Raw genomic sequence first — 16,513 nt, forward strand, 5'->3', positions numbered from 1 at the left:
AAAAAACATTCCAATTCATTTTTCTGTGATCAGTGAATTTTTAAGTCTTCACCGTTTTTTGAGTTTATCGGTAATGATTTGCACTTTTACTACCAATTAGCAGCAAAACCGAATCGGTATGAAGATATCTGTTGGAAATATAAGCATTGAATGCATGCAAGGTGATATTGCTTCCCGGGACGAAGTGGAGGCCGTTGTAAATGCCGCCAATGCCCAGCTTACAACCGGAGGCGGGGTGGCCGGAGCCATTCACCGTGCGGCCGGACCAGGATTAGCTAAGGAATGCCGCACCAAAGCACCCATCGCTCCGGGCGAAGCCGTGATATCCGGAGCCCATGATCTCCCCAATGACTATGTGATTCACTGCCTTGGCCCTGTTTATGGACGGGATGAACCAAGTGATCAACTTTTGGCTTCCTGCTATAGAAATGCACTAAGACTGGCCGAAAAACACAAGATTTCTTCCATTGCCTTTCCCGCTATTTCGACCGGGGCTTTTGGATACCCGATGAGAGAAGCAGCTACAATTGCATTTAACAACATAAAAGAAATGGCCCCGGAATTGGAACAGGTAAAAACCATCCGGTTTGTATTATTTGATGAGGATGATTTAGCTCTCCATCAGCAAATCATGAAAAAAATATTCAATACCTGACACCCACCGTAGAGATACAAGATTTTGTGTCTCTACGGTGGGTGTCACGGATGAGCTGTATTATTAAATCAGTGTAGACCGGCTTAAAACATGTCATCCGTGTTCTATTATTTTTCCGGCTTTTGGTTTTTTATCTCCTGCCATTTTTTCCACAGCAAGGCTTCTCTGCCCTGGGTGCCGGCCTCGTACCATTTCTTGTCTTTTAAATCGTCCGGCAGATACTGTTGATCAACCCAATTATTCGGGTGGCTGTGTGGATATTTATAGTTCTCGGAAGCATTCTCAACACCCAGATATTTTGCCCCTTTCTTATTGGCCGTTTTGTCTTTCAGATAGGGTGGAATATCCTTAACTCCCCGATCGCTGATTTCCCGGTTCACCTCAAAAATAGCTTTGGTGCTGTTACTCTTCGGGCACTGACTCAAATACAAACACGCATGCGACAGAAAATACATCCCCTCCGGCATGCCACACTTCATAAAAGCCTCCTGGCAGGAGTTGACAATGGTGATGGCATTCGGCTCGGCAAGCCCCACATCCTCACTGGCAAAAATGAACATGCGCCTGAAAATAAAATTCGGATCATCTCCGCCTTCCAGCATGGCATTCATCCAGTACAAGGATGCATCGGGATCAGAACCGCGCATGGATTTGATAAAGGCAGAGGCATAATGATAATGCTCGTCCCCGGTTCGGTCGTAGCGCACATTTCGCCGCTGGATACTCTCTTTGGCTACTTCCAGGCTGATGGTAATCTTGCCGTCATCTTCCGGGGTACTGGAAAGGACGGCAACCTCCAGCGCATTAAGCGCATTTCGGATATCGCCCCCGGCCATTTCTGCCAAGTGATTGAAGGCATCTTCGGTTACTTCGATGTTCTTATCTCCCAGGCCGCGTTCACTATCCTCCAGAGCCCGGTTCAGCATCAGGCGAACGTCTTTAGTCGTCAACGGATGGAGCTCAAATAACTGGCATCGGGAGAGCAACGGATTTACCAGTGAATAAAAGGGATTTTCTGTAGTTGCCCCCACAAGAGTGATAATCCCGGATTCCAGATGTGGTAGCAGGGCGTCCTGCTGGGCTTTGTTCCAGCGGTGAATTTCGTCCACAAAAAGGATGGTCTTCCGTCCATTGAGTTTCCTCAGTTTCTCGGCTTTATCAACCACATTTCGAAGCTCCTTTATGCCATCCAAAACCGCATTGATCACTTCAAACTGTGCCTTTATCTCTCTCGAAATTACGTGAGCAAGCGTGGTCTTACCCGAACTGGGCGGACCGTAAAAAATCAACGAACCAATAATGCCGGTATCAATCATCCGCTGCAGCATTTTGCCTTCACCAACCAAATGCTCCTGCCCGGCAAATTCATCCAGCGACTGCGGACGCATCCGGGTAGCTAACGGCTGGTTATACTGCGGATTTTCTTTTTGGGAAGAAGATTGAAAACCACCAGACTTTTTTTCTTCGAAGAGATCCATGGATGAAGTTCGGGATGAATTAAAAGGGTATGTGTAAGATATGTGTTTTAAAGGAAAGAAGTGTTCAGAATTCACAATTCAGAACTCAGGAGTCAGAATTCTGAGTTCTGGCTCCTGATTTCTTCTGCTACAATAATGATTTCTGATTCCCAAACTTATCCAAATACTGCTTCAGCTTCACCTTTTTACGGGTTGAATCGCTCGTCATATATCGAAGCTTACCGAAGATAGGGCGTTCCTGCCAGGCGCGGTCAAAGCGACCAAAGCACCAGAAAATTCCGGAATAGCTATTGGGGTCCCGGCCATCCAGCGCATATTTATTATTGAGCTCAATCATGTAATCCAGTGCCGTGCGGTAATCCGGTGTCCATTCTATGATTTTCTTTCCCCACAGCATCCGAAGATAATTATGCATCACCCCGGTTTCACGGAGTTCGGTTTGGGCTGCATTCCAGATTTCATCATGCGTTTGGGACTGCTCAAATTCCTCCAAAGAATAGATCCATTCCCGTTCGTCCCCCTCATGTTTCGAGGTGGTTTTTTTAACCCAATTCGGTAAACTTTCAAATTGATCATAATCCGGGCGGTGATGCGCATAATGAAAGCCAACTTCCCGCCAGGTAATCACTTCATCCAAAAAACTTTCGATGTTTGGGTCTCCGTTAAAAAAGCCCGAGTTCTTTCCGTTGTTAGGGGTGATGGAATCCAGGTCCCACCCTTCCGGCTGGTGATCAAGCACCGTTTTCACGATTTCATACTCGCTGATTTTTCCAAAGTGCAGCCACGGACTCAATCCACTGGAAGCCTTTGCATCCGGGTCGTTACGTTTATCGTCATATTGATGGAGATTATGCGCTACAAAATGCCCCAATTTCCCTAAAGCAGCCTGCCGGGTTCCGTCTGAATCAGCCGGTTTAACCGAATGGTCAATAGCCAGTTCTGATACCGTTTGCTCAATATTTTCCAGCTTCTCATCTGCGGGGGGATATTTCTTGAGGAAGGCATCCGGTAACTCCACATTCTCCTGAATCTCCAAATCATCCACCGGATTTTGTCTGGGAGGATGAGTATAGGCTTCCAGAAAATGCTCCTGCATTACTTTTCGGAAAAGGTAGGCTGAATAGGGGTCCTTGTCGGTAATTCCCAGCGGAATGATGCCGTTGGAATCGATGGTGACGTACGGGACATCAACCTTATCAGCTACTTTCTCGTTATGTGTCCGGATGATGAAAACCGGGTATTCATCCGAAACAATGGCAGCGGCATGATCAGCCAACTTGTAAAAAAGCCCGTTACCGGCTTTGGGCTCCGGCTCCAGGTAGCTGTAGTAGTTCAGGTTATGCTGCCTTGCATAATCGAGGTTTTCCTTCATCCCTTGCATGATGAAGGTATGCAGGCGGTCGGATGCCCAGGGATAATCCACATTCAATCCCTCGTAAATTAGCAGGGGCTTTTCATATTTGTTGGAAAGCGCGACGGCATACTCAAGGGCGTAGTTGTACTGAAACCGGCGGTTGACCTGCATCCAATACAAGATATACTCTCCCTCCGGGTTCACTTCCTTGTCGTTGCGCTTAAACTTTCGATAGCTGTTGATGTTTTTCATAATCGGTTTGCTTTCTGTTCGGGCAAACCAAATTCAGGATCAACTAATTCCGTTGTTTTAGCACACTTTGGCTGTAAGGCTTTACATCCATTTTAACGGTGTACCCGGGAAGATCAGGATTTGAAACCATTAATGTAATAAGTGTATCGGACAGTATGTTTTCAACCGAATATTGGAATTCAAGGCCTTCCAAATTCAGGTCTTCCACGGTAAACGACTCGGTAACACCACCCTCCAGAATTTCATATTGAGCGGTAGCAAATCCTACTTCGGCAAGTTCCGTTCTCATCTTGTCTTGCACCTTGCTTACAGCTGCACTCGCCGTGGTATTTGCATATACCTTAAGTTTTATAATTTCAGCAGGTACAACTGACAACGAACCGATACAAATGAGAACACCCGCATACCAGTACCAGGGTTTAGTACGGTGCTCATTCTCTTTTGCTTTTTTATATCCCATCAATAACAGATAAGGGCCCAGCATCAAATAAATCACCACATTCAGATAGATGGATACTGTTTCCCATGTTAGTGAAAAGCCCGCCGGGTCATCTCCCCGAAAAATATCAATCGCATCTGCAGAAGCTAATCCAATCAAAACCGTAGTGGGATTTGGATTAAACAGGTAATGAACATTCCCGGGCAGGAAATCGTCAATGAGCCATGCCAGCGCCGGCACAAGAATGATCAGGAGCACTACAATCAGCCATTCATTGAATCTTCTAATTGAGAACTTCATAGCGTACCCCCTCTTCGTTCAACGTGAACATCATTTCATACTTTCCTTTTTGTCCGTCGTAGTTCTCATATTCCGGATCTTCTCCTAACGAAATTTCACCAACCACCAACACTTTAATCTCATCGGCTTCCTCATCAATTTCATAGAAGTGATTGATACCCTCACTTTCATCCGGTTCCAGATTAGTACCCATTTTAGTGTTTCGCAGATCGAAATCAGAAACATATACTCCTTCTTCCCCTAATTTTTCAGGCATCAATTCCCGGAACGTTTCAACCACCGATTCCCAGTCGTTTTGATGATACTGGCCGAGTATATAAATCAACTTCTCCTGAACATCCGCTTTGCTTACCCCGGTGTCGATAATCTTCCGTATTTCAAGAAGAATGTTTTTTTGAAAATCCCGCCTTCCATAGTCGTGTGCAAAAGCAATGGCATTAAATAGAACCACCAAAACTACCAGCCCGTAAACCACCCGGTAGGCATTTTGAGATTCGAATGTGTTTTTACTCAGGCTGACCATTCTTCCCAGGAATATGATGCCGATGAGCAGAGCGATGAACAGTGCCATCCAGGCTTTCCCGAAATAAAGCGGAATGAAAAAGCCGATGGCCCCGAGTACAACCGCCCCGATTAGCAATTTTGTTTCCTTTTCCATAAAACCCCGTTTTTTAGTGTGTCATAGAATAAGCGGAAATTCAGTGATTTTTGCAAAAGAAGTGGTCGGCTAATGTAGCCTATCAATGAATTCCTCCGAGCTTTCCCAAATGGCCTTTTTATCCTCCTCCGATTTCTTATCAAACATATTCACCATAAAATTAGCCCGGCCGTTTTGAGTGAAAGTCTCCCGTTGCTTGTCGATAAAATTCCAGTAGAGATAATTAAAAGGACAGGCATCATCCCCCGTTTTCTTGCTGATCTTATATTCGCAATGCTTGCAGTAGTCGCTCATTTTGTTGATGTAATTCCCGCTGCTCACATACGGCTTGGATGCTAAAACTCCTCCATCCGCAAAGGTTGACATCCCCAGCACATTGGGCAGCACCACCCATTCGTAAGCATCTACATAGGCCAGGTGAAACCACCGGTTCAGTTCTCTCGGGTCGGTTTCAGTAAGATTACTGAAATTGCTAAGTACCATCAGCCGGGGAATGTGATGGGAAAAACCTTTTTCTATCACCGGCTTCAGGCACTCGCTCATACAGTTCATCTTGGTCTCTCCCGTCCAATACATCTCCGGCAGCTTTTTGGTGAAATTGAAGTGATTAACATCCCGAACTTCCGGCATCATTCCTTCATAGTAAATTCGTACATATTCCCGCCAGCCTATAATCTGTCGAATAAAACCTTCAACTGAATTTAACCGGGCACTCCCCTTTTCATAGGCCTCTTCTGCTTTATCGCAGGCTTCTTTGGGGAGAATAAGTCCGTTGTTCATATATAAAGACAAGTGCGAATGAAACAGATCGTATTCACCATGAGCCATCGCATCCTCGTACGGCCCGAATTCATCCAGCCGTTCATCAATGAATTCGTTGAGACGGTATAAAGCCTGCCGGCGGGTAACCGCATATGTAAAGTCTTCGCTCTTTCCGAAATGATCAGGAAACCAATCTTCCACCATATCGATCACTTCCCGGGTTACATCATCCACTTCCGTCTCCGCTATCTCAGGAATCCGGTGACCTTTGGGAAGTTTCTCGCGATTCTCTTCATCATAATTCCATTCGCCGCCTTCGGGCTGATCACCATTCATCAAGTAGCCGGTCTTTCGGCGCATTTCGCGGTAGAAATATTCCATCACCCAGCCATCGGCTACTTTCTCCTTGTATTCCTCGGCATCTGCAAGGAAAAAGTTGTTGGGGATTTCCTGCACCCGTTCTTCATACGCCGATTGAACCTGCCGAAGTCGCTCTCTTGAATCCCATTCGGAAGGAGTCATATAGGTCAATTCCAACCCGGGATTTTGTGAAAGGATATCCTTCAGCCCCTCATCATAATGTTTTTCTGTGGAATGATAGAGCACCGGAAATCCGGCATCGGCACATTCAAGGGCAAAGTGCCGCATGCTGCTCAGCAGGTAAATCAATTTCTTTTTATGATAGGGCAGGGAATTCCCCTTCTTAGCTGACTCTATAAATATCAGCAAGGGTTTTTCTTCACGAACCCGGCTTGGCCAGGCATCCAGATTCAGCTGATCATGCAAAATAAACACAGCCTTTTGATGGTTTCGCAGATCTTCCTGCTTTATAGATGAATCTATGTGAGTTAAATATGTACGGCTCATGCCTTAGAAATTGATAATTGCATGCAGAACGTTCCTTACTCGAATCTTAACGCGCTTTAAAGTATCATTCGCTATGGACAACAAAAGAATCATCGGAATAATGGGACCCGGTTCAGGGGCAACGGATAAAGATCTTGAAACAGCTTTTGAACTTGGTAAGCTACTGGCTGAAAACGACTACTATGTATTAACCGGCGGGCGGGCTTCGGGTGTAATGGAAGCCGCTATGAAAGGAGCAAAATCGGCCGGTGGAACCACCATAGGAGTCCTGCCTTCCGAGAATGGAGAGGATCAATCCGAATTTGTAGATATCCCCATTAAAACAGGAATGGGTAGTGCACGTAATAACATCAATGTACTTACGGCTGATGTAGTGATCGGGGTTGGTATTGGCCCGGGCACCGCCTCGGAAATTGCTCTGGCTATCAAAGCTCAAAAACCCATCCTTTTACTGAACCAAAGTCCGGAGTCGATTTCCTTCTTCCAGAAATTCGGATATGAACAGTTGAGTATATCCGAGTCATTGGAAGAAGTTTTGGGGATTGTAGATTCTTTTAAGTCTTCCTAAAAAAATTGAAATCTTGAACTTTAATTAAATACTATTATATTAGTATTAACTAATTCAGACTTAGACCTATGAGAAAATCATTGACACCCCTTGGAGAATCGGAAATGGAAATCCTGCACCACGTGTGGGAAATGGGGGAAGCTACCGTTGCTCAGGTGCAGGAAGAAATCCTGAAGGAACGTAAAGTAGCTTATACCACCGTCATGACCATCATGAAGAATTTAAACGACAAAGGATATTTAAAGTATCGTAAAGACGGCGTGACCTATGTATACAGCGCCCGTAAAAAGCCGGAAGAGGTGCAGTCGAGCCTGGTATCCGGCATGATTGATAAAGTATTTAAGGGATCAACCTCTGCCCTGGTGCAAACGCTGGTGAAGAGAGAAAACCTCAGCGAGGAGGAACTGAAGGAACTCCGCGACATGATAGACAACATGGAGGACAAGTAACATGTATGAACTCACCGAACTTATCAAAGTAATTGGTAATGTAAGCCTGGACACCTTTTGGTTTCCCATCATGATTTGGACCATTTGCTGTGCCCTGGCTTTTCTATTTCTGAAAACACGTGAGAAACTGAATCCGCTGTTTCATTATCACCTGAGAACAGCAGCTATCCTTTCCCTGCCGCTGGGCATAGCAGTTGCTGCCATCATGAGTAAAGTGCCGGAATGGTTTGCTTCATCTAACCTGGAGACTGCTTTTTTTATAGTACAAAATCCTATTGAGATAGTACCCGGTGCCAATCCTTCTTCTGCTGAACTATCTGTGATCCAATGGCAGGAACCTTCCTTTTTTATAGGAGCCGCTACCGTTTTAATTAGTCTGATCTCCCTCTTTATGATCGGAAGACTCATCAGTAGTTACGCGGCACTGAAATCTTTATATAACAATTTAAGCCTTACGGAATTGCAGGAAATCCCGCATGAAATTGACCGGACCAATAACAAACCGGTGAAATTGGCTTTTCATGATCATCCGTTGGTTCCATTCACATTTGGATGGAAGCAACCGGTGATTGTCCTTCCAAAAATTCTGCAACATGAACCGGAAAAACTGGACATGGCCCTGCAGCATGAGCTCATCCACATTAAGCGGGGTGATTATTTGCTGCAGCTGGCGTTGTCCATGATCGAATCTCTGTTTTGGTTTCACCCGTTAATCCGATACGGCAACCAGGAGATCGACACCTATCGCGAAATCAGTTGCGATCAGGAGGTACTTTCCAAATCCGATTTCTCCATTAAGTCTTATGCCAATCTCTTGTATGAATTAGTGCCACTCAACACCGGTGTTGGAAAACTCTCGGTGAGTATGGCAGTCAAAAATTCAACACTTAAAAAACGTATTAAGACCATGAAATATCACAAATTACATAAAGCATCGTTCAGGCAAAGCATCTTCTTTCTCTTCCTGATGATTTTAGGGATCACCCTGCCCATCGCCTGCTCTGATTTACGAGGGCCGGAAATGGCTTCGCCTGAAGAACTGGAAAATGCTTCTTACGAATTCAGAAATATCAATATGACAATTAATGGAAAAGAGGTTATAAATATGGAAGGTGAAGCCGGAGCTGCTTCAACCGGACTGAGTGCCTTTTTCCTAAATGCCAATGAATATGGTGTATTTAAAATTTCCCCGGCTCGTTTCGATGGTGGGGTTAATGCCGGAAATATTGATGGTTCTAAACTGAATTTTACTATCAATGAAATGGATGTCAGCATTACTTCAAGTACTCCAATCCTTACCGGGATTGACAAAACTTCGGTATGGGTGCAACATTCTCCTAAGAAAACTACCGGATTCAGTCACGGAGTTGCTTCTGCTAACTCCCCATTAGAAGAGTATATCTCCGTTCATGATAGCGAAGCTTCGAAAAAAGAAGATTACTTTGTGGTAGTCGAACAAATGCCCAAGCTTATTGGCGGTATGGCTTCGTTACAGTCTAAAGTAGAATATCCTGAAACGGCTCGTAAAGCGGGAATTGAGGGCAGAGTTACGGTGCAATTCATCGTAAATGAACAAGGTAATGTAGAAAATGCCCAGGTTGTTCGTGGAATTGGAGGCGGGGCTGATGAGGAAGCCCTTAAGGTTGTCAAACAGGTCCAGTTTACTCCAGGTTACCAACGAGGTCGCCCGGTTCGGGTACAATATGCGCTATCCATTAATTTTAAATTGGAGGACTCAGAGTTTTCGACTCCCCCACCTCCACCCGTTAAAAAATCAGAGGCAGAACGTAACCAAGGATAGAATACCAGCACTAATCAAAAATTTAAACATAGTAAATTAGCGGAGTTAGCAGCTCCGCTTTTTTATTTGAACTTTTTTTGAAACATCTTTTTTTAGATGGCGTACCGAAAGGTTAGATTATAATCAAACTAACTATACCAACATGCCAGCTAAATTAAGAAAATCAAGAACAGACAAAATGCTTGCCGGCGTTTGCGGAGGTTTTGCTGAGTATCTCGGATGGGACCCAACACTTGTCCGTATTATTTTTGCTATTATCCTCGTTTCCAGTTTCGGGACGGCTGTACTGGCTTATTTTATTCTTGCCATTGTAATGCCCGACTGATCACCTATTCATCAGAGATTAAAATAATTACACACCCCAAATTCCGCATTGTTGTAAAATTCCTTCCTCATTAGCATCTTGAGACCCAATTAAACGGGATCATATTGCTTATGAAAGTTGGAATTGTAGGAGATGCAAAACGGGCAGTAGCCTGGGAGCAGCATTTACGCCCTCACCGCATTGTTCAGGAAGTAGAGCTTTGCCCGAGCATCAGGGAAGTAGGCACCGTCGATGCCTGTCTTTTAATAGATGAGACGGAACAGAACCTTGATATACTCCTCGAAGGTATTCAGTTGGGGTTGAACTGTTTTCTCATTTCCCGTCAGCCCACCAACACCCAAAAGCTGGAGAAAATCTACCGGGCTACCAAAGAAGCAGGTGTTCACGTACAGTTTTCTCATTGGCCAACCCTCGCCCCCGCTACTCAATGGATGATGGACCGTATGTCCCGCCCGGTTTTTCTAAGCATCACCCGTGAGGTCAACCACACTCAATTCATTGGCACTGATGAAGAATTTCGCCATTTTTGGATCGACGAACTCGGACTGTGCATGAAATGGATAGACAGCGGTATCCATCATGCAGAAGCCAAAGCCATCAATCTCGAAGGTAAACATCCTATAACCATTCACATTTTTCTTCGGTTTGATAATGGCTCAACAGCCGACATCAGAATTTACACCGGGGCGGCCGAAAACACTCACAAACGCATTGCTTCCACCAAGCAAGAGATCCTGGAATGCAATGTTCCCTCCCAGGACATTCGTATCGGCAGGCTTAATTCAGGGAATCACCTCTTTTTTGAAAAACAAAGCTTCGATCCGGCAAAATCAGCCGAGAAAACAGCCCTCATGTTTTTAAAGTCTATACAAATGGACAGGGAGACACCCTACACTGCTTATGACTCCTATCAGCTTTCCCTGCAAATTGAAAGCATAGAAAAACGCCTCTCACAGTTCCTCTGAGCCCTGTGTTAACTTAATGTTAACTTTTCGTTAACATACCATTTACTTTAAGTTAACAATTCCTTAACATTGGGGTAGAAACAACAAGAGGAAATCTATGAAGACTAAATTCTTACCCATACTGTTCATTGCTGTTTTTTCTACTGGATTATTTGCCCAGCAGAACATTACCAATGAGAAACACGATCGAGTGTTGACACATATTGAAGACAACATTTTTAGCGTCAAGTTTTATGATGCTGATGGAACAGTTGCTCAGGAAGGGCAGTATTGGAAAGAAGGGGACTTATTTAGGCCCCACGGTAAGTGGGCACTGTATTCCTCAATTGACGGAGATATCGTAACAACCTCTACTTTTAATAAGGGAGAGCGAATTTCTGTTGAAACCGTTATTGACGGTAAAGTAGTAAAGGCTGATAAACAGCAGTTTGCTATCAAACAAATTGAACAACAAATAGACCAGCTTGAAAAGAGACTTGCTGATCTAAAAGAAAATTAAATAAAAATAAACCGCACCAAAAAAATGAGGAGGTGCTATTATGAGAGCTAAGTTATATGAAAAATATTACAAGTTAGGATTTGACCACTACATCTTTAAAAACATTTTTGGCCTTCATAAGCCGGATAAAAATGTGAAACGTTTCTATTACGTTTTGATCATCTCTGCACTGGCATTAGGACTGGCTATTTCCTAATCCTAAAGTAGTAGTGACAGTGAGAATCAATTCCACTAAGGCTTCATTGCTTTAAATAATTTTTTCAGTTTACTGCGCGACATTAATCCGTCCACAAAATTAAACTGTCCGGCCTGAAGCCTTTCTCCTCCATCAATAACCACACATTCCCCGGTTATATAGGGAGCGAGATCAGACATAAGAAAGATTGCAAGATTGGCGAGCTCTTCATGCTCGCCATATCTTTTTGCAGGAATCTTATTCTTAAAATTCTTCTCCAACACTTTCTTAGGCACCAATCTTGACCAGGCGCCCTCGGTAGGAAAAGGGCCGGGGGCTATGGCATTTAATCGGATTCCGTATGTAGCCCATTCAAAGGCCAGGGAACGAGTCATCGCTAACACTCCCGCTTTACTACAGGCTGAGGGTAACACAAAAGCACAACCTGTACCTTCGGCATAGGTGGTTACCATATTCAGAATATTCCCCTCTTTTTCATTATCGATCAAGTAATTACCGAACACATGCGTACAGTTGAAGCTGCCATGAAGGACAATATCTACCACGGCTTTAAATCCACCTGGTGAAAGGTCCTCCGAAGCGGAAAGGAAATTCCCGGCTGCATTGTTCACTAAACCGGTAATAGCTCCAAAATTGTCTATGATTTGTTCAAACATCGTTGTTACACCATCATAATCTCGTACATCACATTGATAATAACGTGCTACAATCCCTTCCCCTTCTTTTTCTATTTCCTTGACGGCCTTTTCCAGCTTCTTTTCCGTACGCCCACAGATGGCAATATTTGCTCCGCATCGGGCAAAACCCTTAGCCATAGAAAGCCCCAAGCCACTGCCCCCACCTGTAATTAAGATTGTTTGTCCTGATAGCGTGTCTTCTTTGAACATAATTTCCTGTATTGAAGAGTGACCATTGACAACAGACTATCGACGAGTGTCGGCCGTAGTTTGTCGGTGGTCCTCCTTATTAAAGATTTTCAAAAATACCGGCAGCACCCATTCCGCCGCCTATACACATGGTAACCAATCCATATTTTGAATTGCGTTCTTTCATCTCGTAGAGAATCTGTGTGGTCAACTTAGCCCCGGTACAACCAAGCGGGTGCCCCATGGCTATAGCTCCGCCATTTACGTTTGTGATTTCCTGATCTAACCCAAGCTCACTAATTACCGCCAGCGACTGTGAAGCAAAAGCTTCATTAAGTTCTATCAAATCAATGTCCGATAATTTCAATCCGGTTTTGTTCAGTACTTTTGGAACAGCTTCAATCGGTCCTATGCCCATGATTTCCGGGGCCACACCGGCAACCTGAAATCCAACGTACCTGGCCATAGGTTCCAGGCCAAGCTTCTCAACCATCTCTCCACTCATAACGACTACACCGGCAGCGGCATCATTCATTTGTGATGAATTACCAGCCGTAACACTTCCTCCATTTTTAAACACAGGCCGCAGTCCCGATAGTGCCTCAACCGAAGTATCTTTTCTGGGGCCTTCATCCTGTTTAAAGGTGAATGATTCCTCTACTACTTCCCCATCAGCCGTTACTTTCTTTTCATGGACTTCTACAGGAGTGATTTGGCTGTCAAATTTTCCATCTTCCCAGGCTTTTATCGCCCGCTGATGACTTCGGTAGGCAAATTGATCCTGATCTTCCCGGCTGACTTCGTACTTATCGGCTACATTTTCAGCCGTGATACCCATGCTTACATACACGCCCGGCTTATCATCAACCAACTCCGGGTTGGGTTGAACCGACATGCCTCCCATAGGAACCAGGCTCATGGATTCTACTCCTCCGGCAATGATCACATCAGCGCCACCGGCCATGATACGTTCTGCTGCCATAGCAATGGTTTGCAACCCCGAGGAACAAAACCGGTTTACGGTAACACCCGGAACTGAGTCTGGCAATCCACCCAACAAAGCGATCTGTCGGGCCACATTTAGTCCCTGTGACGCCTCCGGAAAGGCACAACCCATTATAACATCTTCAACCTGTTCAGCTTTGAGTCCTTTGGTTCGATTAAGTAAATCTTTAACAACTGCCCCTCCCATTGAATCTGGCCGGGTAAACCGCAGGGATCCCTTATTGGCTTTCCCACAAGCTGTTCGAGCTGCTGCAACGATATATGCTTCTCTCATATTAGTAGTGAGTTTTGAGAAACGAGTATTGAGATACTCATTTATTATTAAGTTTATTTGCAAATACGTAAATCATTTTCTGAATTTCATCGATCTCTGCTGATAGCTTAGAATGATCTTCATCTTTTAGATAACCAAGATTATTAGCAATCAGTAACTGTGTTTCTAACTCATAGATGGATCCATATGCGATGTGTAAAAAATATTTAAACTCTTTTTTACCTTCTCTACCAGCACCCTCTGCAATGTTGGAAGGTACTGACACAGCACACCTCCTCATCTGAGATGTAATACCATACTTCTCTTCCTTTGGGAATGACTTTGTAGCTGAGTAAACCTCTGTAGCCAGATCTACCGACCTTTTCCAAATCTCTAAGTTCTTATATTTGTTCATTCCAAAGTTGTTACTCAGCACTCATTTCTCAAGACTCACCACTCAAAAATCTAATTCCTTAATGGTTTTCCCTTCTTCAGCATGTGTTCCATTCGGGCTAGTGTTCGATCATCCTGCAGGCATTCAAGGATTGCTTCCCTTTCCAGCTTCAAGAGATAAGATTCCGGGACTTCCTGCGCTTCACTTAAATCTCTACCAGCCAATACATAGGCCACCCGTTCAGCTACCACTTTGTCGTAATCAGTGATATACTTTCCTTCATGCATAACATGGAGCATGAGTTTCATGGCAGCAAGAGCAGTCTTTCCCAACACTTTAATCGGAGTTTCAGCCGGCGACTGATAACCCGCGTGAACTAAGTTCAGAGCTTCTTCTTTGGCTCTTTTGATTAAAAGATCACGATTCATAACAATTGTATCGGAATCCCTCATATACCCGAGTTCACGAGCCCGGTGAGCGCTTTCCGATACTTTTGCCATCCCGATAGTCTTGAATACCTCCCGAATAAAAGGCAATGGATCTGCATCTCCCTCCAGCTTTTCCATAGCCCTTCGGAGCAGCTCCGTGGTTCCTCCACCGGCCGGAATTAACCCGACTCCTACTTCTACCAAACCCATATACAATTCATGATGGGCCACTACTTTATCCGAATACAGGCAAAATTCTACGCCTCCGCCCAAGGTTTTGCCAAAAGGAGCAACTACTACCGGAAATGGAGCATACCTGAGAGCAACGGCTGTTTTCTGGAAGTTTTCAACAGCTTCCACCACGCTGTCCCAATCGTTATTCTGCTTGGCAACCAGGGCCTCTTTCAGGTTGGCTCCAAAAGCGAAGTTGTCGGCATCATGACTGATAACCAGTGCACCAAATTGATCTTTGACCGTATCCAGCGAATTATACAGGGACTGAACCAGCTCGCTACCCAGTGTGGAATTTGGAGTGTGGAATTCAAACAGTGCAACTCCATCACCCATATCGTGAAGGGACACACTGTTGTTCTCCATCACCGGAGATTTCTGCTTACGAAGATGATGGACCTTGACTTCTTTTTTAGCCTCCGGCGGAATATCTACCATGGACTTAGATTGAGGATCATACACCTTTCCATCTTCATAAAAAGATGATATTCCGGCATCCAGCATTTCACTAATTAACTCAGGAATTTCAGCTCCTTCCTTCTCAAGCCGCTCTACCATGTTGTTAAGTCCTAAGGCATCCCAGCGCTCGAAAGGCCCCATTTCCCAGTTAAACCCCCATTGCATGGCACGGTCGATGGAAAGAGGGGAGTCGGTAATTTCAGGAATTCGATTGGCCGCATACAGCAGTAAGTCCCGGTGCACATTCCAGAGAAAATCGCCGATTTTATCCTCAGAGAAAACCAAGAACTTCAATCGTTCTGCTGTGTCTTTTATTTTTTTTGCCTCATCCAGAATCGGGTCTTCCAATTGTTGCTGAGACTCATATTCAAACGTCTCCGGATTGATAACCAGGTATTCTCCATCCTGCTTCGAGTAAAACCCTTTCCCGGCTTTATTACCGATCATACCATCTTCCACCATTTTTTCGAATTCTTCCGGCAGGTTGAAAGTCTCCCGCATTTCATCATCCGGGATGGATGGATACAGGTTTTTGGCTACATGATTGGTAACATCCAGTCCGGCCATATCTGCCGTTCGGAAGGTGGCTGCTTTGGAATACCCGGTGAGTGTTCCGGTTAGCAAGTCAATTTCTTCAGCCCGGAAGTCACCATCAAAGAAATAAGGCATGATATTAGCGATGGAGAAAATCCCAATCCGATTGGCGATAAAGTTGGGCGTGTCTTTACAAATCACGACCCCTTTGCCGAGTGTTTTCTCACAGAAGCGGTGCATGAATTCAGTTACATCTTCGGAAGTGGTTGCAGTTGGAATTACTTCCAGAAGCTTCATATACCGGGGTGGATTAAAGAAGTGCGTTCCCAGGAAATGAGCTTTAAAATCATCACTGCATTCTTCGGAAATCTCACTTATTGGAAGCCCGGATGTATTGGAACTAACAATAGTTTCCGGCTTTCGAATCTTTTCAATGCGAGACATCATATCCTTTTTGATGTCCATCTTCTCTACGATCACTTCACAAATCCAATCGGCCTCTTTTAGCTTATCAAAATCATCCTCGAAATTTCCCACTTCGATTCGTTGGGCAAAATCCGGTTTTCCGAAGGGCGCCGGCTTCATCTTCGAAGCTTTTTGAAGACTTTCTTCCACCGTTTTATTTGGGCGATTGGGGTCATCACTTTTAAGATCCAGTAACACCACGTCCAGTCCGGCATTTACGCAATGCGCTGCAATCTGTCTCCCCATCACTCCTGACCCTAATACAGCTACTTTCCTGATCGAATATTTCTTTGTACTCATAAATTTAGAT

Annotated in this window: 17 protein-coding genes; 8 read left to right on the plus strand and 9 right to left on the minus strand. The window is 44.6% G+C overall.

Annotated elements, in window-relative coordinates; all coding sequences use genetic code 11:
* Window positions 1-118 precede the first annotated feature (118 nt).
* Window positions 119-655, plus strand: coding sequence for a macro domain-containing protein (locus tag NM125_RS04075; protein ID WP_255133122.1), 537 nt, complete (start codon window positions 119-121; stop codon window positions 653-655).
* Between the two features lie 107 nt (window positions 656-762).
* Here NM125_RS04075 and NM125_RS04080 read toward each other — a convergent pair whose 3' ends face one another.
* The 5 genes from NM125_RS04080 to NM125_RS04100 form a co-directional block, all read right to left on the minus strand.
* A complete protein-coding gene (locus NM125_RS04080; RefSeq protein WP_255133124.1) occupies window positions 763-2,133 on the minus strand; it encodes a replication-associated recombination protein A in 1,371 nt (456 codons plus the stop codon).
* 127 nt (window positions 2,134-2,260) lie between these two features.
* Window positions 2,261-3,739: an FAD-binding domain-containing protein gene (locus NM125_RS04085; RefSeq protein ID WP_255133125.1), complete on the minus strand. Its 1,479-nt coding sequence runs from the start codon at window positions 3,737-3,739 to the stop codon at window positions 2,261-2,263.
* Between the two features lie 43 nt (window positions 3,740-3,782).
* Window positions 3,783-4,478, minus strand: coding sequence for a hypothetical protein (locus tag NM125_RS04090; RefSeq protein ID WP_255133127.1), 696 nt, complete (start codon window positions 4,476-4,478; stop codon window positions 3,783-3,785).
* Window positions 4,462-5,136: a hypothetical protein gene (locus tag NM125_RS04095; protein WP_255133129.1), complete on the minus strand. Its 675-nt coding sequence runs from the start codon at window positions 5,134-5,136 to the stop codon at window positions 4,462-4,464. Before NM125_RS04095 ends, NM125_RS04090 begins: the two co-directional genes overlap by 17 nt.
* A 69-nt stretch (window positions 5,137-5,205) precedes the next feature.
* On the minus strand, window positions 5,206-6,765 hold the full coding sequence (locus NM125_RS04100; RefSeq protein ID WP_255133132.1) for a cryptochrome/photolyase family protein: 1,560 nt from the start codon (window positions 6,763-6,765) through the stop codon (window positions 5,206-5,208).
* A 73-nt stretch (window positions 6,766-6,838) separates the two neighbouring features.
* Between NM125_RS04100 and NM125_RS04105 the strand changes: the two genes are divergently transcribed.
* The 7 genes from NM125_RS04105 to NM125_RS04135 all read left to right on the plus strand — a co-directional run bounded on the left by NM125_RS04105 (window position 6,839) and on the right by NM125_RS04135 (window position 11,568).
* A complete protein-coding gene (locus NM125_RS04105) occupies window positions 6,839-7,333 on the plus strand; it encodes a TIGR00725 family protein (protein ID WP_255133134.1) in 495 nt (164 codons plus the stop codon).
* A gap of 68 nt (window positions 7,334-7,401) precedes the next feature.
* A complete protein-coding gene (locus NM125_RS04110) occupies window positions 7,402-7,782 on the plus strand; it encodes a BlaI/MecI/CopY family transcriptional regulator (protein ID WP_255133136.1) in 381 nt (126 codons plus the stop codon).
* Window position 7,783: 1 nt separating this feature from the next.
* Entirely contained in the window at window positions 7,784-9,583 is a 1,800-nt protein-coding gene (locus NM125_RS04115) for a M56 family metallopeptidase (protein WP_255133138.1), read from the plus strand.
* A 142-nt stretch (window positions 9,584-9,725) separates the two neighbouring features.
* Entirely contained in the window at window positions 9,726-9,908 is a 183-nt protein-coding gene (locus NM125_RS04120; protein WP_255133140.1) for a PspC domain-containing protein, read from the plus strand.
* A 110-nt stretch (window positions 9,909-10,018) separates the two neighbouring features.
* Window positions 10,019-10,873 carry a hypothetical protein gene (locus NM125_RS04125; protein WP_255133142.1) on the plus strand — a complete coding sequence of 285 codons (855 nt, stop codon included), beginning with the start codon at window positions 10,019-10,021 and terminating at the stop codon, window positions 10,871-10,873.
* Window positions 10,874-10,970: 97 nt separating this feature from the next.
* Entirely contained in the window at window positions 10,971-11,372 is a 402-nt protein-coding gene (locus NM125_RS04130) for a toxin-antitoxin system YwqK family antitoxin (protein WP_255133144.1), read from the plus strand.
* Window positions 11,373-11,412: 40 nt separating this feature from the next.
* The gene (locus tag NM125_RS04135) at window positions 11,413-11,568 is read left to right on the plus strand and encodes a hypothetical protein (RefSeq protein WP_255133146.1); all 156 of its coding nucleotides are present in this window, start codon (window positions 11,413-11,415) and stop codon (window positions 11,566-11,568) included.
* 35 nt (window positions 11,569-11,603) lie between these two features.
* Here the strand turns inward: NM125_RS04135 and NM125_RS04140 are convergent, their stop codons facing one another.
* From NM125_RS04140 to NM125_RS04155, 4 genes are all read right to left on the minus strand, one after another.
* Window positions 11,604-12,455, minus strand: coding sequence for an SDR family oxidoreductase (locus tag NM125_RS04140; RefSeq protein ID WP_255133148.1), 852 nt, complete (start codon window positions 12,453-12,455; stop codon window positions 11,604-11,606).
* A gap of 79 nt (window positions 12,456-12,534) precedes the next feature.
* Window positions 12,535-13,713, minus strand: a complete 1,179-nt coding sequence (locus NM125_RS04145; RefSeq protein WP_255133150.1) for a thiolase family protein — start codon at window positions 13,711-13,713, stop codon at window positions 12,535-12,537.
* A 37-nt stretch (window positions 13,714-13,750) separates the two neighbouring features.
* Entirely contained in the window at window positions 13,751-14,107 is a 357-nt protein-coding gene (locus NM125_RS04150) for a four helix bundle protein (protein ID WP_255133151.1), read from the minus strand.
* A gap of 50 nt (window positions 14,108-14,157) precedes the next feature.
* The gene (locus NM125_RS04155) at window positions 14,158-16,503 is read right to left on the minus strand and encodes a 3-hydroxyacyl-CoA dehydrogenase/enoyl-CoA hydratase family protein (RefSeq protein WP_255133153.1); all 2,346 of its coding nucleotides are present in this window, start codon (window positions 16,501-16,503) and stop codon (window positions 14,158-14,160) included.
* Window positions 16,504-16,513 lie beyond the last annotated feature (10 nt).

Origin of the sequence: Gracilimonas sediminicola (assembly GCF_024320785.1) — a bacterium.
Taxonomy (GTDB): Bacteria; Bacteroidota; Rhodothermia; order Balneolales; family Balneolaceae; genus Gracilimonas; species Gracilimonas sediminicola.

What these genes read in the sequence shown, in the direction of transcription:
- NM125_RS04075 (WP_255133122.1), top strand. Translation starts at nt 119, where the DNA reads ATGAAGATATCTGTTGGAAATATAAGCATTGAATGCATGCAAGGTGAT.
- NM125_RS04115 (WP_255133138.1), top strand. Translation starts at nt 7,784, where the DNA reads ATGTATGAACTCACCGAACTTATCAAAGTAATTGGTAATGTAAGCCTG.
- NM125_RS04105 (WP_255133134.1), top strand. Translation starts at nt 6,839, where the DNA reads ATGGACAACAAAAGAATCATCGGAATAATGGGACCCGGTTCAGGGGCA.
- NM125_RS04095 (WP_255133129.1), bottom strand. Translation starts at nt 5,136, where the DNA reads ATGGAAAAGGAAACAAAATTGCTAATCGGGGCGGTTGTACTCGGGGCC.
- NM125_RS04080 (WP_255133124.1), bottom strand. Translation starts at nt 2,133, where the DNA reads ATGGATCTCTTCGAAGAAAAAAAGTCTGGTGGTTTTCAATCTTCTTCC.
- NM125_RS04155 (WP_255133153.1), bottom strand. Translation starts at nt 16,503, where the DNA reads ATGAGTACAAAGAAATATTCGATCAGGAAAGTAGCTGTATTAGGGTCA.
- NM125_RS04110 (WP_255133136.1), top strand. Translation starts at nt 7,402, where the DNA reads ATGAGAAAATCATTGACACCCCTTGGAGAATCGGAAATGGAAATCCTG.
- NM125_RS04145 (WP_255133150.1), bottom strand. Translation starts at nt 13,713, where the DNA reads ATGAGAGAAGCATATATCGTTGCAGCAGCTCGAACAGCTTGTGGGAAA.
- NM125_RS04085 (WP_255133125.1), bottom strand. Translation starts at nt 3,739, where the DNA reads ATGAAAAACATCAACAGCTATCGAAAGTTTAAGCGCAACGACAAGGAA.
- NM125_RS04140 (WP_255133148.1), bottom strand. Translation starts at nt 12,455, where the DNA reads ATGTTCAAAGAAGACACGCTATCAGGACAAACAATCTTAATTACAGGT.
- NM125_RS04090 (WP_255133127.1), bottom strand. Translation starts at nt 4,478, where the DNA reads ATGAAGTTCTCAATTAGAAGATTCAATGAATGGCTGATTGTAGTGCTC.
- NM125_RS04120 (WP_255133140.1), top strand. Translation starts at nt 9,726, where the DNA reads ATGCCAGCTAAATTAAGAAAATCAAGAACAGACAAAATGCTTGCCGGC.
- NM125_RS04130 (WP_255133144.1), top strand. Translation starts at nt 10,971, where the DNA reads ATGAAGACTAAATTCTTACCCATACTGTTCATTGCTGTTTTTTCTACT.
- NM125_RS04100 (WP_255133132.1), bottom strand. Translation starts at nt 6,765, where the DNA reads ATGAGCCGTACATATTTAACTCACATAGATTCATCTATAAAGCAGGAA.
- NM125_RS04125 (WP_255133142.1), top strand. Translation starts at nt 10,019, where the DNA reads ATGAAAGTTGGAATTGTAGGAGATGCAAAACGGGCAGTAGCCTGGGAG.
- NM125_RS04135 (WP_255133146.1), top strand. Translation starts at nt 11,413, where the DNA reads ATGAGAGCTAAGTTATATGAAAAATATTACAAGTTAGGATTTGACCAC.
- NM125_RS04150 (WP_255133151.1), bottom strand. Translation starts at nt 14,107, where the DNA reads ATGAACAAATATAAGAACTTAGAGATTTGGAAAAGGTCGGTAGATCTG.